This is a genomic window from Kosakonia sp. S57 (assembly GCF_016516575.1).
Taxonomy (GTDB): domain Bacteria; phylum Pseudomonadota; class Gammaproteobacteria; order Enterobacterales; family Enterobacteriaceae; genus Kosakonia; species Kosakonia cowanii.
In genome coordinates, this window is the sequence record NZ_JACVUL010000016.1 from 29,676 (window position 1) to 48,469 (window position 18,794).

Below are 18,794 nucleotides of genomic sequence, written 5' to 3' on the forward strand. Positions count from 1 at the left end.
AAAGCAGGGTGCTGTCACGAGATAAAGCGGGAAGGGCGCGGGCTCTCGCTCGCACCCTGTGTGGCACTTATTTAGCCAGACGTTTTTCGATAGCGTCCATCAGCATACCGGTGATGGAGACCGGGAATTCGGCTTCGATTTCACGGATGCATGTCGGGCTGGTGACGTTAATTTCAGTCAGGCGATCGCCGATGATATCGAGACCGACGAAGATAAGCCCTTTGGCTTTCAGCACCGGCGCGACTTTACGCGCAATCGCCCAGTCGCTCTCGGTCAGCGGACGCGGTTCGCCGCGACCACCGGCCGCCAGGTTGCCACGGGTTTCACCGCCCTGCGGCACGCGCGCCAGGCAGTAAGGCACCGGTTCGCCATCGACTACCAGCACACGTTTGTCGCCCTCTTTAATAGCAGGCAGATAGTTCTGCGCCATGCAGTAGCGCGTGCCCAGTTCGGTCAGGGTTTCGGTAATAACCGAGAGGTTCGGGTCGCCCTCTTTGACGCGGAAAATCGAGGTGCCGCCCATGCCGTCCAGCGGCTTGAGAATAATGTCGGTGTGCTTTTGCCAGAAGGCTTTCAGCCGTGCTTTATCGCGCGTTACCAGCGTTTCCGGCGTCAGGTCCGGGAACCAGGCGGTGAAGAGCTTTTCATTACAGTCGCGCAGGCTCTGCGGTTTGTTAACGATCAGCGTGCCTTTCTCTTCCGCGCGCTCAAGGATATAGGTCGCGTAGATATACTCGGTGTCGAACGGCGGATCTTTACGCATCAAAACGGTGTCGAGATCGGCCAGCGCGATATCCTGCTCGCTGCCAAACTCATACCATTTGTCGTAGTTCTGCTCGACGGAGAGGGTACGCGTGCGGGCGCGGGCTTCACCGTTAATCAGATAGAGATCGGCCATCTCCATGTAGTGCAGCTCGTAGCCGCGGCGCTGTGCTTCCAGCAGCATGGCAAAGCTGGAGTCTTTCTTGATGTTAATGTCCGCGATGGGATCCATCACGATGCCGAGCTTAATCATTCTGCTTCTCCTTTCAACCCAGGTCGCCGAAGCGAACCTGAAGCGCGGTGATGGCGGTAAGCGCCGTTGTCTCGGTGCGTAGCACACGGGGACCTAACAAAATATCCGTAAACTGGTAGCGCGCGGTCATGGCGATCTCATCGGCGGATAACCCGCCTTCCGGGCCAATCAGCAGGCGCACGCGCTCGACGGGCAGAGGCAAGGTGTTAATGCTCTGGCTGGCGCGCGGATGGAGGTTGAGCTTCAGACCGCTCTCCTCTTCGGCGCACCAGGCTTCGAGATCCATGGCCGGGCGAATCTCCGGAACACGGTTGCGCCCGCACTGTTCACAGGCGGCAATGGCGATCTTTTGCCACTGCTGCAGCTTCTTGTTCAGGCGTTCGGCGTCCAGTTTAACGCCGCAGCGCTCAGAAAAAAGTGGCGTAATGAGGCTTACACCCAGCTCGATCGATTTCTGGATAGTGAATTCCATCTTTTCACCGCGCGACATCACCTGGCCCAGGTGAATATGCAGCGGCGATTCACGATCGTCCACTTCGCCGCGCAGCACGCTGACGCGCACGCTTTTTTTATCGGCGTGGGTGATTTCTGCGTCGAAAACCTGGTTAGAGCCATCGAAAAGCTGCACCGCCTGGCCCGGGCCCATACGCAGCACGCGGCCGACGTGGTTGGCAGCATCCTCGCTGAGGGCAATTTCACTGCCCGGCTGAATACATTCTGGGTGATGGATGCGGGGAATGCGCATGTTTTAGATCCGTTCAGATTACCGCCCGGCACGGCAGGGCGGATGTTAACAATGGCGCTAGTGTAGGTTAGCTCTTTCGCGCCATGCAAGCGCGCTGCACATACGGGTTATGGTTGCCCTGAATGGCCGCGATACGCTCATCGCGCGTGCACTCCCACGCAGTGACCGGATAGAGCTTATCCCAGGCGGTGAAAAGCTGGGTTTGCTGGCGTGAGAGCGGTAGCTGGTATTGATCGCGCATATAGAAGTAGGTGCGGGCAATCGAACCGCGTGCGCGCGCCGGTGGTTCAGCCAGCTTCGCTTTGAAATCGACCTTCATTTCGCACTGGCCATACTGCCCTTCACCGCCGTTCCACTGGCTGTACATAAAGTTACCGCGATCGCCATTCACCTCGCCCACGGCGGGTTGCAGGTTATGCATATCGCTCTCAATCTTACGGTAGCCCGGATCTTTGGCGCACTGTTTGCGCCCGCCATCTTGCCAGCACTGACGCAGGTGGCCGAACTGCCAGGCGGGCATCACATGCTCCCACTCGATGCGGCTGGCGCGGTTCTCATTTTTACGCACTTTATAGCCGCAGGAGGCGAGATCGACGACCCCTTTTTTGCCCTGCCAGATGATTTTACAGCCGCAGTAAAAATCGCCCGGCGCGTCAGCATTCACTTTCACTCCGGCCGCTTTGGCCTGGGAAAAGTTGTTGATACCGTTGGCGGCCAGGGCAGGCACTGCCAGCAACGTGAAGAGAAAAGGTATAAAACGGAACATAGCGAACTCCCTGTCAAAACGAGCTCGCAACGTAGCGGAAGGGGCTTCCTGATGCAATCAGTTAGCGCATAAAACTTCTTAATGGATTCAGTTAGCCGTTTCAGCCATTAACGGCTCGCCGCAGCGCACGCAGCGGTAGATCGCCTCACCGCGCACCACCCGATTATGGCGACGCAGGGTCAACTGATGCTGCTGGCATTTACAGCGGTAGGGGAAGGTGTTGCGCCGCACCGATTCCAGCTCAAACTGATGCGTTCGCCGTGCAGGTACGCCGAGCACACTCTCCATCATCCACTTCCACTCTTTGCCGTGTGGCGCAACGCGCCCGAACTCTTTCCACACCAGCAGGTGCGCCAGCTCATGGGGAACCACTTCATCAATAAAGGCTTGCTGATTTTCCAGTAGCAGCACCGGGTTAAGGCGAATTTCGTAATCGGCAAGCCACGCCGTACCGGCGGCGGTGCCGCGCTGTTGGTAGACCAGCTTCGGTTCAGGGTAGTCACGCTCAAGCTTCTGGTTAGCGAGGGCGAGTTTATCCCGCAGGCTACGCATAACAGCTTGCTGGAGGGCGATAGGGAGGCGGGGTGTTTTCATAACTGCAGAGAATAGGATGGGCGGGACGGGAGTGCAATAAGCAAAAAAGGCTTCCTCCGCAGAGGAAGCCTGAAGGGTGTTAATCAGTCACGGGAACCAATTTCACGCAGCGGACGGCCACGCATCAGGTTGCGCTCAATGTGCTCCAGCGAAACGTGTTTGGTTTCCGGCACCAGCCACAGGGTGAGGAGGATGAACAGCACGTTCAGACCGCCGTATACCCAGAAGGTGTTGGCATTGCCCAGCGTGTTCAGCATCGTCAGGAAGGTCGCGCCGACAATCATGTTGGCGATCCAGTTAGTGGCTGTAGAGAGGGTGATACCAAAATCGCGGCCTTTCAGCGGCTGGATTTCGGAGCAGAGAACCCAAATCAGCGGACCGGCGCTCATGGCGAAGCCGATGATAAACATCAGCAGCATGGCGACAGCGAAGTACTGCGCTGACGGCGAGTGGATGCCCATATGCAGCATCGTGCCGAGAATACCCATACCGGCGGCCATCACCATAAAGCCCAGCACCAGCGTCGGTTTACGGCCCCAGCGATCCACCAGGCCGATAGCGATAAAGGTCGCCAGCACGTTGGTCAGACCGACGATCACCGTTCCCCACATCTGTTCGGTGGTGTTGGTGTAACCCGCCAGTTCAAAGATTTTCGGCGCGTAGTACATGATGACGTTCATGCCGGTGAACTGTTGCATGATCTGCAGCAGCACGCCGAGGAAGACCGCGCGGCGGAAGTTGCTGTTCTCTTTGAACAGCGCCCAGCCGGTCTGCTTCACTTTCAGGCTTTCGCGGATCTCATCCAGCTCGTTTTTCGCTTCGGCGCTGGTGTCGCGCAGGCGCAGCAGCACCCGCTCAGCATCGTTGAAGCGGCGTTTGGCGGCGAACCAGCGCGGGCTGTCCGGCAGGAAGAAGACGCCAATCAGCAGCAGCACCGCTGGAATGATGATCACGCCCAGCATCCAGCGCCATGCGCCGCTGTAGCTGAAGGCGGTATCGGAGAGGTACGCGCCGAGAATCCCGATGGTGATCATCAACTGATACATCGAAATCATACTGCCGCGGATTTTTTCCGGGGCGATCTCAGAGAGGTAGAGCGGGGCGGTATAAGAGGCGATACCAACCGCCAGGCCGAGCAGCACGCGTGAAACGATCAGGAACTCAACGTTCGGTGCGGCGGCAGAGCAGAGGGAGCCGATAACAAACAGCACCGCGCCGATCATCAGGCTCTTTTTACGCCCGAGACGCCAGGAGAGCCAGCCGCTGCCGACTGCGCCGACGGCGGCACCAAACATCATTGAGCTCACCACCCACTCCTGAGTGTGCGAGCTGATTTGAAAATCTTCCGTGATGAAGGGCAGTGCGCCCGCAATCACGCCAATATCCAGGCCAAAAAGTAATCCTGCCAGTGCTGCGAGGAAGCAGACAAAAAAGGTCATGGCCTTGTTGGAATGCTTCTGTTTCTTATTGTCAGGCATTATGCCCTCCATTCATGTTATGAATTTTATCGAGATAAACGTTAGGTCACTCATAAGCGAAAAGTCGTGATATGCATCACATGAGTGTAATCGGTTACATTTCGGGCAGGCCACGAATGTAAATAAAAGTGTTGAGGATTATAGGATTCTTGACAATGAATGGTTAATTGCAGGGCGTTATTTCAGACTAAACCGAAGCGTGATGTAACAATTATGACGCGCGACCGTTTCAGCCAGTGAGGGAAGGGAGGAGTTTCGTTAATTGCCTAGTGTAATCGCTTTCAAATGAAATAGTTACGGGCAGAGTGAGTATAGCTGCACAAATGGCAGTGGATGGTTATAACGCGCATAAAAATGAAAAAGGCCAGCGCGAGGCTGGCCTTGATAGCGGTGCGGTCAGTGGATTATTTCAGGCCGGCAGCGTCGCGCAGCAGCGCGGCTTTGTCAGTTTTTTCCCACGGGAAAGATTCGCGACCGAAGTGACCGTATGCAGCGGTCTCTTTATAGATCGGGTGCAGCAGATCCAGCATCTGAATCAGGCCGTATGGACGCAGGTCGAAAAACTCACGCACCAGCAGCGTTAACTGCTCGGTGGAGACTTTCTCGGTGCCGAAGGTTTCAACCATGATTGAGGTCGGCTCTGCCACGCCAATGGCGTAGGAGACCTGGATTTCACAGCGGTCGGCAAGGCCAGCAGCCACGATGTTTTTCGCCACATAACGCGCCGCGTACGCTGCGGAACGGTCAACTTTCGACGGATCTTTACCGGAGAATGCGCCGCCGCCGTGACGGGCCATGCCGCCGTAGGTGTCAACGATGATTTTACGGCCGGTCAGACCACAGTCGCCCATCGGGCCGCCGATCACAAAGCGGCCGGTCGGGTTGATAAAGAATTTAGTCGAGGCGTTCAGCCACTCGGTCGGCAGGATCGGCTTGATGATCTCTTCCATCACCGCTTCCTGCAGCGATTTCTGATCGATATCTTCTGAATGCTGGGTGGAGAGCACTACAGCATCAATGCCAACGATTTTGCCGTCGTCGTACTGGAAAGTGACCTGGCTTTTCGCATCCGGACGCAGCCACGGCAGGGTGCCGTTTTTACGCACTTCAGCCTGGCGTTCAACCAGACGGTGAGCGTAGGTGATTGGCGCTGGCATCAGCACGTCGGTTTCGTTGGTCGCATAGCCAAACATCAGGCCCTGGTCGCCCGCGCCCTGCTCCAGCGGATCGGCACGGTCAACGCCCTGGTTGATATCCGGGGACTGCTTACCGATTGCGCTCAGTACGGCGCAGGAGTTGGCGTCAAAGCCCATGTCAGAGTGAACATAGCCGATTTCACGCACGGTATTACGGGTGATCTCTTCGATATCCACCCATGCGCTGGTGGTGATTTCGCCACCGACCAGCACCATGCCGGTTTTCACGTACGTTTCACAAGCGACGCGCGCTTTAGGGTCCTGCTCGAGGATTGCATCCAGCACAGCGTCGGAAATTTGGTCAGCGATTTTGTCAGGATGCCCTTCAGAGACGGACTCGGACGTAAAAAGGTGTTTTGCCATAATAAATTTTCACCTGGTGTAATTCGGTTAAATCGAATTCTGTGTTCGGCTCTCTTCACGGTGGCTACGCAAAGATGACACAAGAAGTCTGTGTGTTAATCGGTCTGGACGGATTAACATCTGGACGGCTATTTTAGGTTACTTATTCATCTCATTGCCAGCGTTTTTTGATCTGCGTCGCCTCCTGACACACTCTGTCACGGAAAATTTTCCTGGCAATGGGGCAAGAAGGCCTTTTTTATTTTGCTTTTTCACCCGGTTATCGGTATAAAACGCCGCGCGCGGCTCATCAAAAAAGCGCACGGCATCAGTGCTGTGTCGCCACTTCCAGCCGGGTTAAGCAGTGTATTTAATGGCTTTGGCTTGTCGCGGGTCGTCATGGCTTGCGTGGAGGTGATACGAAATAATGAACCGTCGTTTTCCGAATATTCTGCCGCGTCGTTCTGACGTGCACGCATTTCCCGTCATTCGCATCTCTGATCTGCAAACCAGCCGATGTTATCCCCATTTCGGCGCTTCTCAGGACTCCAGGGCCGGTAAGGCATTGTGATAACTGAACAAGGGCTCTCCTGAGCATCAGGAGTTTTCTCGTGGTTTCGCCGGCCTGTCATACTCGGGTCCGGACAGATGTTTTACTATCATATGAACCAGAAACCGGTCGCGCAGTCGGTGCTTTGGCATGTTATGCCGAAAATCATGGCTGTTTATGGGTTGTTATCGCTATGTGTCACTGCGATAGTAGTCAACTATTTCATCCCCGTGTCGCTTCGCCTCGCCAATGAGCAGGGTGACGTTCACAGGGTATACACTTTAATTAAGTGAGGTTCGCAATGTCTGACGACATCTCTTCAGTTTCGCCTTCGTCAGCAGGCGAACACGGTGCACTACGTTCCATGCAGGAGGTAGCGATGAGCTCCCAGGAAGCCAGCAAGATGCTACGGACTTACAATATTGCCTGGTGGGGCAATAACTACTACGACGTCAATGAGCTGGGCCACATCAGCGTGTGCCCCGATCCGGATGTCCCCGAGGCGCGTGTCGATCTGGCACAGCTGGTGAAAGCGCGTGAAGCGCAGGGCCAGCGTTTACCGGCGCTCTTCTGCTTCCCGCAGATCCTGCAACACCGTCTGCGCTCGATTAATGCCGCCTTTAAACGCGCGCGTGAATCCTATGGCTATAACGGCGACTACTTCCTGGTTTACCCGATCAAGGTTAACCAGCACCGTCGCGTCATTGAATCCCTAATCCACTCCGGCGAACCGCTGGGGCTGGAAGCGGGTTCAAAAGCGGAACTGATGGCGGTACTCGCCCATGCGGGCATGACCCGTTCGGTGATCGTCTGTAACGGCTATAAAGACCGTGAATACATCCGCCTGGCGCTGATTGGCGAGAAGATGGGCCACAAGGTCTATCTGGTGATCGAGAAGATGAGCGAAATCGCCATCGTACTGGAAGAAGCTGAACGTCTGAATGTGATCCCGCGCCTTGGCGTGCGGGCGCGTCTGGCATCGCAAGGCTCCGGCAAGTGGCAATCCTCCGGTGGTGAGAAGTCGAAGTTTGGTCTGGCGGCGACGCAGGTGCTGCAACTGGTTGAGATGCTGCGTGAGCGCGGTCGTCTGGACAGCATTCAACTGCTGCACTTCCACCTCGGTTCGCAGATGGCCAATATTCGCGATATCGCCACCGGCGTACGCGAGTCTGCCCGTTTCTACGTTGAGCTGCACAAGCTGGGCGTGAATATTCAGTGCTTCGACGTCGGCGGCGGCCTGGGTGTCGATTATGAAGGCACCCGTTCGCAATCCGACTGCTCCGTTAACTACGGCCTGAACGAGTACGCGAACAACATTATTTGGGCGATTGGCGATGCCTGCGAAGAGCACGGTTTGCCGCACCCGACGGTGATCACCGAATCGGGCCGCGCGGTCACCGCGCACCATACGGTGCTGGTCTCCAATATCATTGGCGTTGAGCGCAACGAATACACCCCGGCTATTCCGCCGGCGGAAGATGCGCCGCGCGCGCTGCAAAGCATGTGGGAAACCTGGCAGGAGATGCACGAGCCGGGGACGCGCCGTTCGCTGCGCGAGTGGCTGCATGATAGCCAGATGGATCTGCACGACATTCACGTTGGTTACTCTTCCGGCACCTTTAGCCTGCAAGAGCGCGCGTGGGCAGAGCAGCTCTACCTGAACATGTGCCATGAAGTGCAGAAGCAGCTCGATCCGAGCAACCGTGCGCACCGTCCGATTATCGACGAACTGCAGGAGCGTATGGCGGACAAGATGTACGTCAACTTCTCCCTGTTCCAGTCGATGCCGGATGCGTGGGGTATCGATCAGCTCTTCCCGGTGCTGCCGCTGGAAGGGTTGAACCATGCGCCGGAGCGCCGTGCGGTGCTGCTGGATATTACCTGTGACTCCGATGGTGCTATCGATCACTATGTCGATGGCGACGGCATTGCCACCACGATGCCAATGCCCGAGTACGATCCGGAGAACCCGCCGATGCTGGGCTTCTTTATGGTCGGTGCCTATCAGGAGATCCTCGGCAACATGCACAACCTGTTCGGCGATACCGAAGCGGTTGACGTGTTTGTCTTCCCGGATGGCAGCGTAGAAGTGGAGCTTTCTGATGAAGGCGATACCGTGGCCGATATGCTGGAGTACGTGCAGCTCGATCCGGGCAAGCTGTTAACGCAGTTCCGCGATCAGGTTAAAGAGACAGGGCTGGACGATGCGCTGCAGCAGCAGTTCCTCGAAGAGTTCGAAGCGGGTCTCTACGGCTATACCTATCTGGAAGATGAGTAACCTCATCGCACGGTGTGAGCCGCAATGAAATCAATCCCCTCCCGGCCAGGCCCGGAGGGGATTTTTTTATCGGCGCTGCCGGGGCGTAATAAAAAGGAGGCAAGCGCCTCCTTTATTCATTACTTGATGCCGTCTGCGGCCATACGGTCGCGAATGTGCTGGGCACGGGCTTCTGAAGCCGGGTGATCGTCAAACATTGAGCTTTGACGGCCCTGGTCCATCTTCGCCAGTTTTTCGAAGCTGGTGGCTAAACCGACCGGGTTAATGCCGCGCTTACGCAGCAGGTCGTAAGAGTAGTCATCCGCTTCCGACTCCTGACGCTGGGAGAACTGTGAGTTGACCAGTTTTTCCCCGAGCGCACCAAGCTGCGACTGGGACAAGCTACCAACCACGCCGCCCGCCGAGGCTGCCGCTGCGCGCACCGCATTAGTGCCGAGCGCCACCTGCATCCCTTTCTTCACATGGCCGAGCGCAACGTGGCCCATTTCGTGGCCAACTACCGCTTCGACCTCATTGTCGGTCATCATATCCATCAGGCCGCTGTAGACGCGGATGCAGCCATTCGCCATGGCAAAGGCGTTAACGTCTTTAGTGACATACACCTTGTAGTTCACCTTCTGGCCGTTGATGTTGTCGCCAAGGGCGGCGGCAATTTTGTTCACGCGTTGGCTGTATTCGCTGCTTGCAGGTGCGATGGTCGCTTTACTGTCCATCTGCTTACAGGCGTCGTCACTCAGGGCAATAACCTGCGCATCACTCAGGGTATAAGCCTGAAAGGCTTCTGCGCCGGAGCTGAGAAAACCGTTTGAATCCATGTTCTGACAACCGGCAAGCAGGGTGGTCATCCCCAGAGCAAGAAGGGCTGGGCGAATTTTCATTTATTATCTTCCGCAATGATTGAGTCGTTTTTTGCTCCGCCGTTCTTCTACACGAGAGGGCGGTGAGCGCCAGTATAAAGAAGAGAGTGTTGGACGGGCGAGGAGATTGCGCAACTTGCGAGCGGCTTCCAGAGATTTCTGAAGCGCAAAAGGATGCTCCATGTACATGATTACCCGCTTGGGTTACATTGTTGGCACTTTTTTCCGGCGTAGCCCAAAACGCGCTGTCGTCAAGTCGTTACGGGATTAGCCCTTAACAGTCCGATCTGGAGTCAAAATGTCCTCACGTAAAGAGCTTGCCAATGCTATTCGTGCGCTGAGCATGGACGCGGTACAGAAAGCCAAATCCGGTCACCCGGGAGCCCCGATGGGCATGGCAGACATCGCCGAAGTGTTATGGCGTGATTTCCTGAACCATAACCCGACGAATCCTGCATGGGCTGACCGCGACCGCTTTGTGCTGTCCAATGGTCACGGCTCGATGCTGATCTACAGCCTGCTGCACCTCACCGGCTACGATCTGCCGATTACCGAACTGCAGAACTTCCGCCAGCTGCACTCCAAAACGCCGGGTCACCCGGAAGTGGGTTACACCGCAGGCGTTGAAACCACCACCGGCCCGCTGGGTCAGGGGATTGCAAACGCAGTTGGTATGGCGATTGCCGAGAAGACGCTGGCCGCGCAGTTCAACCGTCCGGGTCATGACATTGTTGACCACTTCACCTACGCCTTTATGGGCGACGGCTGCATGATGGAAGGCATCTCTCACGAAGCCTGCTCGCTGGCCGGTACGCTGAAGCTGGGTAAACTCGTTGCGTTCTATGACGACAACGGCATCTCTATCGATGGCCACGTTGAAGGCTGGTTCACCGACGATACCGCGAAACGCTTTGAAGCCTACGGCTGGCACGTTGTTCGCGGCGTGGACGGCCACGATGCCGACGCCATCAAACGCGCCGTTGAAGAAGCACGCAGCGTCACCGACAAACCGTCGCTGCTGATGTGCAAAACCATCATCGGTTTCGGCTCGCCGAACAAAGCCGGTACCCACGACTCCCACGGCGCGCCGCTGGGCGACGCGGAAGTGGCACTGACCCGCGAACAGCTGGGCTGGAAACACGCTCCGTTTGAGATCCCGTCTGAGATTTATGCGCAGTGGGATGCGAAAGAAGTGGGTCAGGCGAAAGAGTCTGCGTGGAATGAGAAGTTCGCCGCTTACGCGAAAGCGTTCCCGGAGCTGGCTGCCGAGTTCACTCGTCGTATGAAAGGCGAAATGCCGGAAGATTTCGCAGCGAAAGCCAACGAATTCATTGCCAAACTGCAGGCGAAGCCGGCGAAAATCGCCAGCCGTAAAGCTTCCCAAAACGCTATCGAAGCGTTTGGCCCGCTGCTGCCGGAGTTTCTCGGCGGTTCCGCTGACCTCGCGCCTTCCAACCTGACCCTGTGGTCCGGCTCGAAAGCGATCAATGAAGATGCCGCAGGCAACTACATTCACTACGGCGTGCGCGAGTTCGGTATGACCGCGATTGCCAACGGTATCTCTCTGCACGGCGGTTTTGTGCCGTACACCTCCACCTTCCTGATGTTCGTCGAGTATGCGCGTAACGCGGTACGTATGGCGGCGCTGATGAAGCAGCGTCAGGTGCTGGTTTACACCCACGACTCCATCGGTCTGGGTGAAGATGGCCCGACGCACCAGCCGGTTGAGCAGGTTGCTTCTCTGCGCCTGACCCCGAACGTCAGCACCTGGCGTCCGTGTGACCAGGTTGAGTCTGCGGTGGCGTGGAAATATGCCGTTGAGCGTCACGACGGCCCGACGGCGCTGATCCTCTCTCGTCAGAACCTGGCGCAGCAGGAGCGTACCGAGCAGCAGCTGGCGGATATCGCTCGCGGCGGTTACGTGCTGAAAGATTGTGACGGTCAGCCGCAGCTGATCTTCATCGCCACCGGTTCTGAAGTGGAGCTGGCCGTTGCTGCGTGGGAACGTCTGACAGCTGAAGGCGTGAAAGCGCGCGTGGTCTCCATGCCGTCTACCGACACCTTCGACAAGCAGGATGCTGCTTACCGTGAAGCGGTGCTGCCGAAAGCGGTCAGCGCGCGCGTGGCGGTGGAAGCCGGTATCGCCGACTTCTGGTGCAAATACACCGGCCTGAACGGCGCGGTTGTTGGCATGACCACCTTTGGTGAGTCTGCGCCGGCAGAGCTGCTGTTTGAAGAGTTTGGCTTCACCGTGGATAACGTGGTCGCCAAAGCCAAAGAGCTGCTGTAATCCCCATTACCCGGTAGCGTTTCGCTTACCGGGCTTGCACTATTCCGTGCCGGAGCAGGCGTCATCGCCCTCCGGCACGTCTATGTTCTGCCCTCACCACGCTCTCCTCGTTTTACTGAACGCTCTCAAAGCCCCCTTGATCTATGTGTAAAAAATATACTGGATATCTATCCAGTAAGTTGTATACTATTTCCTCACCTTAACTGATGTGAGTTTGAGTAAGGAGTGAACATGCTGATCTCTGGTGAACATCTCAATTCGCAGGCTGCCACGTCGACCATCAGCAGCCGCGAAATCGCGAAGCTGACGGGCGTAACCCATGCCGAAGTCAAACGGATGGTTAAAAGCCTGGAAACTGCGCAACGTCTTTCCCAGCCGGTAAGCGCCAATGCTTACGAGCGCGAGGGCGAAATGCGGCAGGAGTTTTTGCTCAATAAGCGCGACTCACTGTTGACGGTTTCACGCCTTTCTCCGGCTTTTACCGCCGAAATGCTCGACCGCTGGCAGGAGCGCGAAAAAACCGTCGGCCTGCCGGATTTTACCAATCCTGCCGCGGCGGCACGCGCCTGGGCGGAGCAGTATGAAAAGCGCCAGCGTGCGGAAGCGCAGCTTGCCATTACTGCGCCTAAAGCGGAGTTTTTCGACCAGTATGTGCGGGTTGAAGAGTCGCTCGGTTTCCGCCAGCTGTGCAAAATGCTGCGCGTGAAAGAGCCGCAGTTCCGCCGCTTTTTGCTGGAGCGCAATATCATGCAGCGGGTTAACGGCGCGCTGATGCCGCCGCAGTACCATATCGATGCGGGTTACTTCACCGTGCATGGCGGCGTGGGCGAAAACAGCCACAGCTGGTCGCAGGCGCGCTTCACCGCGAAGGGCGTCAAATGGGTAGCCGATCTGTGGGCGAAAGAGCTCTCTTCGCAGCCGGTTGAGATGCCGCGCGCGGATCGTACCGAACCGCAGGTGCCGGAGCGCAGCTGGTTTTAATCCGCGTTTAGCGCTTGGCATTAGTGCAGAAATGGGGGAGTGAAACGGGTTCAGCGTAGCCCTCATCAGCCCGGCTTGTTTAATGCTTCACAACACACTCTCCCGTCTGATAAACCAGCAAGGACGCTTTTCTCTCTCCTTCGTTTGCTTTTCTGGCCCTCAGTTAGACTCTGCCTTTTCCCGTCAATTATTCCAGCAAAAATGTGATGCAAGTCAGATTACTGGCGAATCCGTCTGGACAATCATTCCTTTTATTCCAGCTTTCGCTTATTCTAGCTGAAGCGTTTCAGTCGTTTAAATGTTCGACAAATAAGCAAACAGACGCAGTTCAGGCAGGCGAGGATTCCCCTCTGGTGGCGACTGGATTACTCTGTCATCCACTTCAGGCGGGCTGGCCTTGCAGGAGAGTTATGAGCCTACGCATAGCGATTAACGGTTTCGGTCGCATCGGGCGCAACGTGGTTCGGGCACTCTACGAATCAGGGCGTCGCGCCGAGATCACCGTGGTGGCAATCAATGAACTGGCGGACGCCGCGGGGATCGCGCATCTGCTGAAGTATGACACCAGCCACGGGCGTTTTGCCTGGGATGTGCGCCAGGAGCGGGAGCAGTTATTTATTGGCGACGATGCCATTCGCCTCCTGCACGAAAGCGAGATTTCTGCGCTGCCGTGGCGCGAGCTGGGCGTTGATATCGTGCTTGATTGCACCGGCGTTTATGGCAGCCGTGAAGATGGCGAAGCCCATCTGGCGGCAGGCGCGAAAAAAGTGCTCTTCTCTCATCCTGGCAGCAGCGATCTCGACGCAACCATCGTCTTTGGCGTGAACCATATGACGCTGCGTCCCGAAGATCACCTTGTCTCCAACGCCTCCTGCACCACGAACTGTATTATTCCGGTGATCAAACTGCTCGACGAGGCTTACGGCATTGAGTGGGGAACGGTAACGACAATCCACTCGGCGATGCACGATCAGCAGGTGATTGACGCCTATCATGCCGATCTGCGCCGTACACGCGCAGCCAGCCAGTCAATCATCCCGGTCGATACCAAACTGGCGGCGGGCATCTCGCGCATTTTCCCGCAGTTTAATGACAAATTCGAAGCGATTGCGGTGCGCGTACCGACCATTAACGTCACCGCCATTGATTTAAGCGTAACGGTGCAAAAGCCGGTAAAAGCGAGTGAAGTCAACCAGTTGCTGCAAAAAGCAGCGCAGGGAACATTTCATGGTATAGTTGACTATACGGAATTACCGTTGGTCTCAATTGATTTTAACCACGATCCGCACAGCGCCATTGTCGATGGCACGCAAACCCGGGTCAGTGGTTCGCACCTGATTAAAACCCTTGTGTGGTGCGACAACGAATGGGGCTTTGCTAACCGTATGCTCGACACAACGTTAGCAATAGCTGCAGTGAGTTTCAGGTAAGGCACGCGAGTGTCTACAAAACTTAAGAATCATCGAGAGGATTCACCATGTCTGTAATTAAGATGACCGATCTGGATCTGGCTGGTAAACGCGTTCTAATCCGTGCGGATTTGAACGTACCGGTTAAAGAAGGGAAAGTGACCAGCGATGCGCGTATCCGTGCTTCTCTGCCGACCATCGAACTGGCGCTGAAACAGGGCGCGAAAGTGATGGTAACGTCTCACCTGGGTCGCCCGACCGAAGGTGAATACAACGAAGAATTCTCTCTGCTTCCGGTAGTTAACTATCTGAAAGACAAACTCTCCAACCCGGTTCGCCTGGCAAAAGATTACCTGGATGGCGTAGAAATCGCTGCCGGTGAGCTGGTCGTGCTGGAAAACGTACGCTTCAACAAAGGCGAGAAAAAAGACGACGAAACGCTGGCGAAGAAATATGCCGCGCTGTGCGACATCTTTGTGATGGACGCCTTTGGTACTGCGCACCGCGCGCAGGCTTCTACTCACGGTGTCGGTAAATTTGCTGATGTCGCGTGCGCAGGTCCGCTGCTGGCAGAAGAGCTGGACGCGCTGGGTAAAGCGCTGAAAGAGCCGGCTCGCCCGATGGTGGCTATCGTTGGCGGTTCCAAAGTTTCTACCAAACTGACCGTGCTGGATTCCTTATCCAAAATCGCTGACCAGCTGATTGTTGGCGGTGGTATTGCTAACACCTTCGTTGCGGCCCAGGGCCATAACGTTGGTAAATCCCTGTACGAAGCGGATCTGGTTGACGAAGCCAAACGTCTGCTGAGCACCTGTGATATCCCGGTTCCGACCGATGTGCGCGTGGCAACTGAGTTCTCCGAAACCGCTAACGCGACGCTGAAATCTGTTAATGACATCAAAGATGATGAGCAAATTCTGGATTTGGGCGACGTTTCCGCGCAGAAACTGGCTGAAATCCTGAAAAACGCCAAAACTATTCTGTGGAATGGTCCGGTTGGCGTCTTTGAGTTCCCGAACTTCCGTAAGGGTACTGAAATCGTGGCGAACGCCATCGCTGACAGCGACGCGTTCTCCATCGCAGGCGGCGGCGACACGCTGGCTGCTATCGATCTGTTCGGTATCGCTGACAAGATCTCCTACATCTCCACTGGCGGCGGCGCATTCCTCGAATTCGTGGAAGGCAAAGTTCTGCCGGCAGTAGCCATGCTCGAAGAGCGCGCTAAGCAGTAAGATCAGCAGGGCGGGGTAACCCGCCTTAATTTCAGCGCGCTATAAGGCACGCATTTTTCCAGGCCAAAGATACAGGACTACGTAACATGTCTAAAATTTTTGATTTCGTAAAACCTGGCGTGATCACCGGTGATGACGTTCAGAAAGTGTTCCAGGTAGCTAAAGAAAACAACTTCGCTCTGCCGGCAGTTAACTGCGTGGGCACTGACTCCATCAACGCCGTTCTGGAAGCCGCTGCGAAAGTTCGCGCACCGGTTATCGTACAGTTCTCCAACGGCGGCGCTGCGTTCATCGCGGGCAAAGGCGTGAAGACTGACGTTCCTCAGGGCGCGGCTATTCTGGGTGCTATCTCTGGCGCACATCACGTTCACCAGATGGCAGAACACTACGGTGTGCCGGTTATTCTGCACACTGACCACTGCGCGAAAAAACTGCTGCCGTGGATCGACGGCCTGCTGGACGCGGGTGAAAAACACTTCGCTGCGACCGGCAAACCGCTGTTCTCTTCTCACATGATCGACCTGTCTGAAGAGTCTCTGGAAGAGAACATCGAGATCTGCTCTAAGTACCTGGAGCGCATGTCCAAAATGGGCATGACCCTCGAGATCGAACTGGGCTGCACCGGCGGTGAAGAAGATGGCGTCGACAACAGCCATATGGACGCATCTGCTCTCTACACCCAGCCGGAAGACGTGGACTACGCTTACAGCAAGCTGAACGCCATCAGCCCGCGTTTCACCATCGCGGCTTCCTTCGGTAACGTTCACGGCGTTTACAAGCCGGGTAACGTTAAACTGACCCCGACTATCCTGCGCGACTCTCAGGAGTATGTTTCCAAGAAACATAACCTGCCGCACAACAGCCTGAACTTCGTGTTCCATGGCGGTTCCGGCTCTTCTGCTCAGGAAATCAAAGACTCCGTAAGCTACGGCGTTATCAAAATGAACATCGATACCGACACCCAATGGGCAACCTGGGAAGGTATTCTGAAGTACTACAAAGATAACGAAGGCTACCTGCAGAGCCAGCTGGGCAACCCGAAAGGCGAAGACCAGCCGAACAAGAAATACTACGATCCGCGCGTATGGCTGCGTGCAGCGCAGACCAGCATGGTGACGCGTCTGGAGCAGGCATTTAAAGAGCTGAACGCAGTAGACGTTCTGTAATTTACGCCGCTCTTTTCCGAAAAGGCCCGCACTTTGCGGGCCTTTTTTATTGCGAATTCAATAAGCTGCTATAGGTGCGAAAAGTTTAACTATTTGGCGAAAGCGCCTCTTTTTGTTTACCCTTTAGGGGGCTGTCCTTTTGGCAAGGGGCGTTTTTTCCGTTTTGGAACAATAGAAGGAAGCACAATATGGAAGATCTTCACGTTGTCGATAGCATCAACAACGCGGGCTCCTGGCTGGTAAATAACCAGGCGCTGCTGTTGAGCTATGCCGTAAATATCGTGGCGGCTATCGCCATCATCATCGTTGGTATGATTGTGGCGCGCGTTATTTCGAACGCCCTTAACCGGGTGATGCGTGCAAGACACATTGACGCCACCGTTGCGGACTTCCTCTCCGCGCTGGTGCGCTACGGTATTATCGCGTTTACCCTGATTGCCGCGCTGGGGCGCGTCGGCGTACAAACGGCGTCGGTGATCGCGGTGCTCGGTGCCGCTGGCCTGGCTATTGGTCTGGCACTGCAAGGGTCGCTCTCGAACCTTGCGGCGGGCGTGCTGCTGGTGACCTTCCGTCCGTTCCGCTCTGGCGAGTATGTTGATCTCGGTGGCGTTGCCGGCACGGTATTGCAGGTGCAGATTTTCTCGACCACCCTGCGCACGCCGGATGGCCGTATTATCGTCATCCCGAACGGTAAAATCATCGCGGGCAACATCATTAACTTCTCCCGCGAGCCGGAGCGCCGTAACGAGCTGATTATCGGTGTGGCCTATGATTCGGATATCGACCAGGTCAAACGTATTCTGAACGAGATTATCCAGGCCGATGAGCGCATCATCAAAGATCGCGAGATGACAGTACGCCTCAACGAACTGGGCGCGTCATCGATCAACTTTGTGGTGCGTATCTGGAGTAAAAGTAGCGATCTGCAAAACGTCTACTGGGATGTACTGGAGACCATCAAGCGCCGTTTCGATGAGGAAGGGATTAGCTTCCCGTTCCCGCAAATGGATGTGAATTTAAAACGGGTTAAAGAGCAACCTGACGAGTAAGCACAAGGCCGACACTGTCGGCCTTTTTTATCGCTGTCGCCATTAGCCTGGTTAATGGCAGATTAAAATTATCAATTTCACCTAATAATCCCCGCGCGTTATAGTCAGTTTCCTGCAATAAATCGAATGGGCATTTGACGTGTTATCTTATTATTTACAAGGGCTTATGCTGGGCGCTGCTTTAATTTTGCCGCTGGGGCCGCAAAACGCATTCGTCCTGAACCAGGGCATCCGCCGACAGTATCACCTCATGACGGCGCTGCTCTGCACTCTGAGCGATGTTGCGCTGATTAGCGCCGGGGTATTCGGCGGCAGTGCGTTACTGATGCAGTCGCCGTGGCTGCTGGCGCTGGTGACCTGGGGCGGAGTACTTTTTCTGTTGTGGTACGGCTTTGGCGCGCTGAAAACCGCCTTTTCCCCTGATATCGATCTGGAAAATGCCGATGCGCTTCGCCAGGGGCGTGGGCAGATCATCGCCACCATGCTGGCCGTTACGTGGCTCAATCCCCATGTCTATCTCGATACCTTTGTGGTGCTCGGCAGTCTTGGCGGGCAATTAGCGGAGATGCCGAAGCGCTGGTTTGCCCTCGGCACCATCAGCGCCTCTTTTCTCTGGTTCTTCAGCCTTGCGCTGCTGGCCGCCTGGCTCGCACCGCGTTTGCGCACCGCCACGGCGCAGCGGGTTATCAATATTCTGGTCGGCCTGGTGATGTGGTTTATCGCGCTGAAACTGGCGGTGGAAGGTGTTAACCATTTGCAAGGATTATTCAGTTAAGGTAAGTCCGATGGACAATCAGGCGTAAGTGGCTAAGCTTGCTGCCAGGCGTCCGTCCAACGGGACGTAAT

16 protein-coding genes are annotated in these 18,794 nt (G+C 55.9%); 9 read left to right on the top strand and 7 right to left on the bottom strand.

Annotated elements, in window-relative coordinates:
* Positions 1-67: 67 nt before the first annotated feature.
* The 6 genes from gshB to metK all read right to left on the bottom strand — a co-directional run bounded on the left by gshB (position 68) and on the right by metK (position 6,157).
* On the bottom strand, positions 68-1,015 hold the full coding sequence (gene gshB, locus IAE48_RS15895) for a glutathione synthase (protein WP_042713582.1): 948 nt from the start codon (positions 1,013-1,015) through the stop codon (positions 68-70).
* 13 nt (positions 1,016-1,028) lie between these two features.
* Positions 1,029-1,760, bottom strand: a complete 732-nt coding sequence (gene rsmE, locus IAE48_RS15900) for a 16S rRNA (uracil(1498)-N(3))-methyltransferase (RefSeq protein ID WP_042713583.1) — start codon at positions 1,758-1,760, stop codon at positions 1,029-1,031.
* Between the two features lie 67 nt (positions 1,761-1,827).
* Positions 1,828-2,526 (bottom strand): deoxyribonuclease I, encoded by a 699-nt coding sequence (gene endA, locus IAE48_RS15905; protein WP_042713585.1) that lies wholly within the window; start codon positions 2,524-2,526, stop codon positions 1,828-1,830.
* Between the two features lie 87 nt (positions 2,527-2,613).
* Positions 2,614-3,120, bottom strand: coding sequence for a SprT family zinc-dependent metalloprotease (locus tag IAE48_RS15910; protein ID WP_094422030.1), 507 nt, complete (start codon positions 3,118-3,120; stop codon positions 2,614-2,616).
* An 83-nt stretch (positions 3,121-3,203) separates the two neighbouring features.
* The gene (locus IAE48_RS15915) at positions 3,204-4,598 is read right to left on the bottom strand and encodes a sugar porter family MFS transporter (RefSeq protein WP_076769185.1); all 1,395 of its coding nucleotides are present in this window, start codon (positions 4,596-4,598) and stop codon (positions 3,204-3,206) included.
* 404 nt (positions 4,599-5,002) lie between these two features.
* On the bottom strand, positions 5,003-6,157 hold the full coding sequence (gene metK, locus IAE48_RS15920) for a methionine adenosyltransferase (protein ID WP_076769184.1): 1,155 nt from the start codon (positions 6,155-6,157) through the stop codon (positions 5,003-5,005).
* Positions 6,158-6,799: 642 nt separating this feature from the next.
* Between metK and yqgB the strand changes: the two genes are divergently transcribed.
* Together yqgB and speA are read left to right on the top strand one after the other, a co-directional pair.
* On the top strand, positions 6,800-6,979 hold the full coding sequence (yqgB, locus tag IAE48_RS24340; protein ID WP_148285619.1) for an acid stress response protein YqgB: 180 nt from the start codon (positions 6,800-6,802) through the stop codon (positions 6,977-6,979).
* 8 nt (positions 6,980-6,987) lie between these two features.
* The gene (speA, locus tag IAE48_RS15935; protein ID WP_139569346.1) at positions 6,988-8,964 is read left to right on the top strand and encodes a biosynthetic arginine decarboxylase; all 1,977 of its coding nucleotides are present in this window, start codon (positions 6,988-6,990) and stop codon (positions 8,962-8,964) included.
* 119 nt (positions 8,965-9,083) lie between these two features.
* Here the strand turns inward: speA and IAE48_RS15940 are convergent, their stop codons facing one another.
* Entirely contained in the window at positions 9,084-9,842 is a 759-nt protein-coding gene (locus IAE48_RS15940) for a M48 family metallopeptidase (protein ID WP_200134939.1), read from the bottom strand.
* A gap of 277 nt (positions 9,843-10,119) precedes the next feature.
* Between IAE48_RS15940 and tkt the strand changes: the two genes are divergently transcribed.
* The 7 genes from tkt (at position 10,120) to argO (ending at position 18,723) form a co-directional block, all read left to right on the top strand.
* Positions 10,120-12,111, top strand: coding sequence for a transketolase (tkt, locus tag IAE48_RS15945; RefSeq protein WP_200134940.1), 1,992 nt, complete (start codon positions 10,120-10,122; stop codon positions 12,109-12,111).
* A gap of 231 nt (positions 12,112-12,342) precedes the next feature.
* A complete protein-coding gene (locus tag IAE48_RS15950; protein WP_200134941.1) occupies positions 12,343-13,092 on the top strand; it encodes a phage antirepressor KilAC domain-containing protein in 750 nt (249 codons plus the stop codon).
* 410 nt (positions 13,093-13,502) lie between these two features.
* Complete coding sequence (gene epd / locus IAE48_RS15955) at positions 13,503-14,522, top strand: erythrose-4-phosphate dehydrogenase (RefSeq protein ID WP_076769180.1); 1,020 nt, start codon at positions 13,503-13,505, stop codon at positions 14,520-14,522.
* Positions 14,523-14,569: 47 nt separating this feature from the next.
* Entirely contained in the window at positions 14,570-15,733 is a 1,164-nt protein-coding gene (gene pgk, locus IAE48_RS15960) for a phosphoglycerate kinase (RefSeq protein WP_042718328.1), read from the top strand.
* An 86-nt stretch (positions 15,734-15,819) separates the two neighbouring features.
* Complete coding sequence (fbaA, locus tag IAE48_RS15965; protein ID WP_200134942.1) at positions 15,820-16,899, top strand: class II fructose-bisphosphate aldolase; 1,080 nt, start codon at positions 15,820-15,822, stop codon at positions 16,897-16,899.
* Positions 16,900-17,087: 188 nt separating this feature from the next.
* On the top strand, positions 17,088-17,948 hold the full coding sequence (gene mscS / locus IAE48_RS15970; RefSeq protein WP_200134943.1) for a small-conductance mechanosensitive channel MscS: 861 nt from the start codon (positions 17,088-17,090) through the stop codon (positions 17,946-17,948).
* Positions 17,949-18,087: 139 nt separating this feature from the next.
* Entirely contained in the window at positions 18,088-18,723 is a 636-nt protein-coding gene (gene argO / locus IAE48_RS15975) for an arginine exporter ArgO (RefSeq protein WP_200134944.1), read from the top strand.
* The last annotated feature ends 71 nt before the right edge of the window (positions 18,724-18,794 follow it).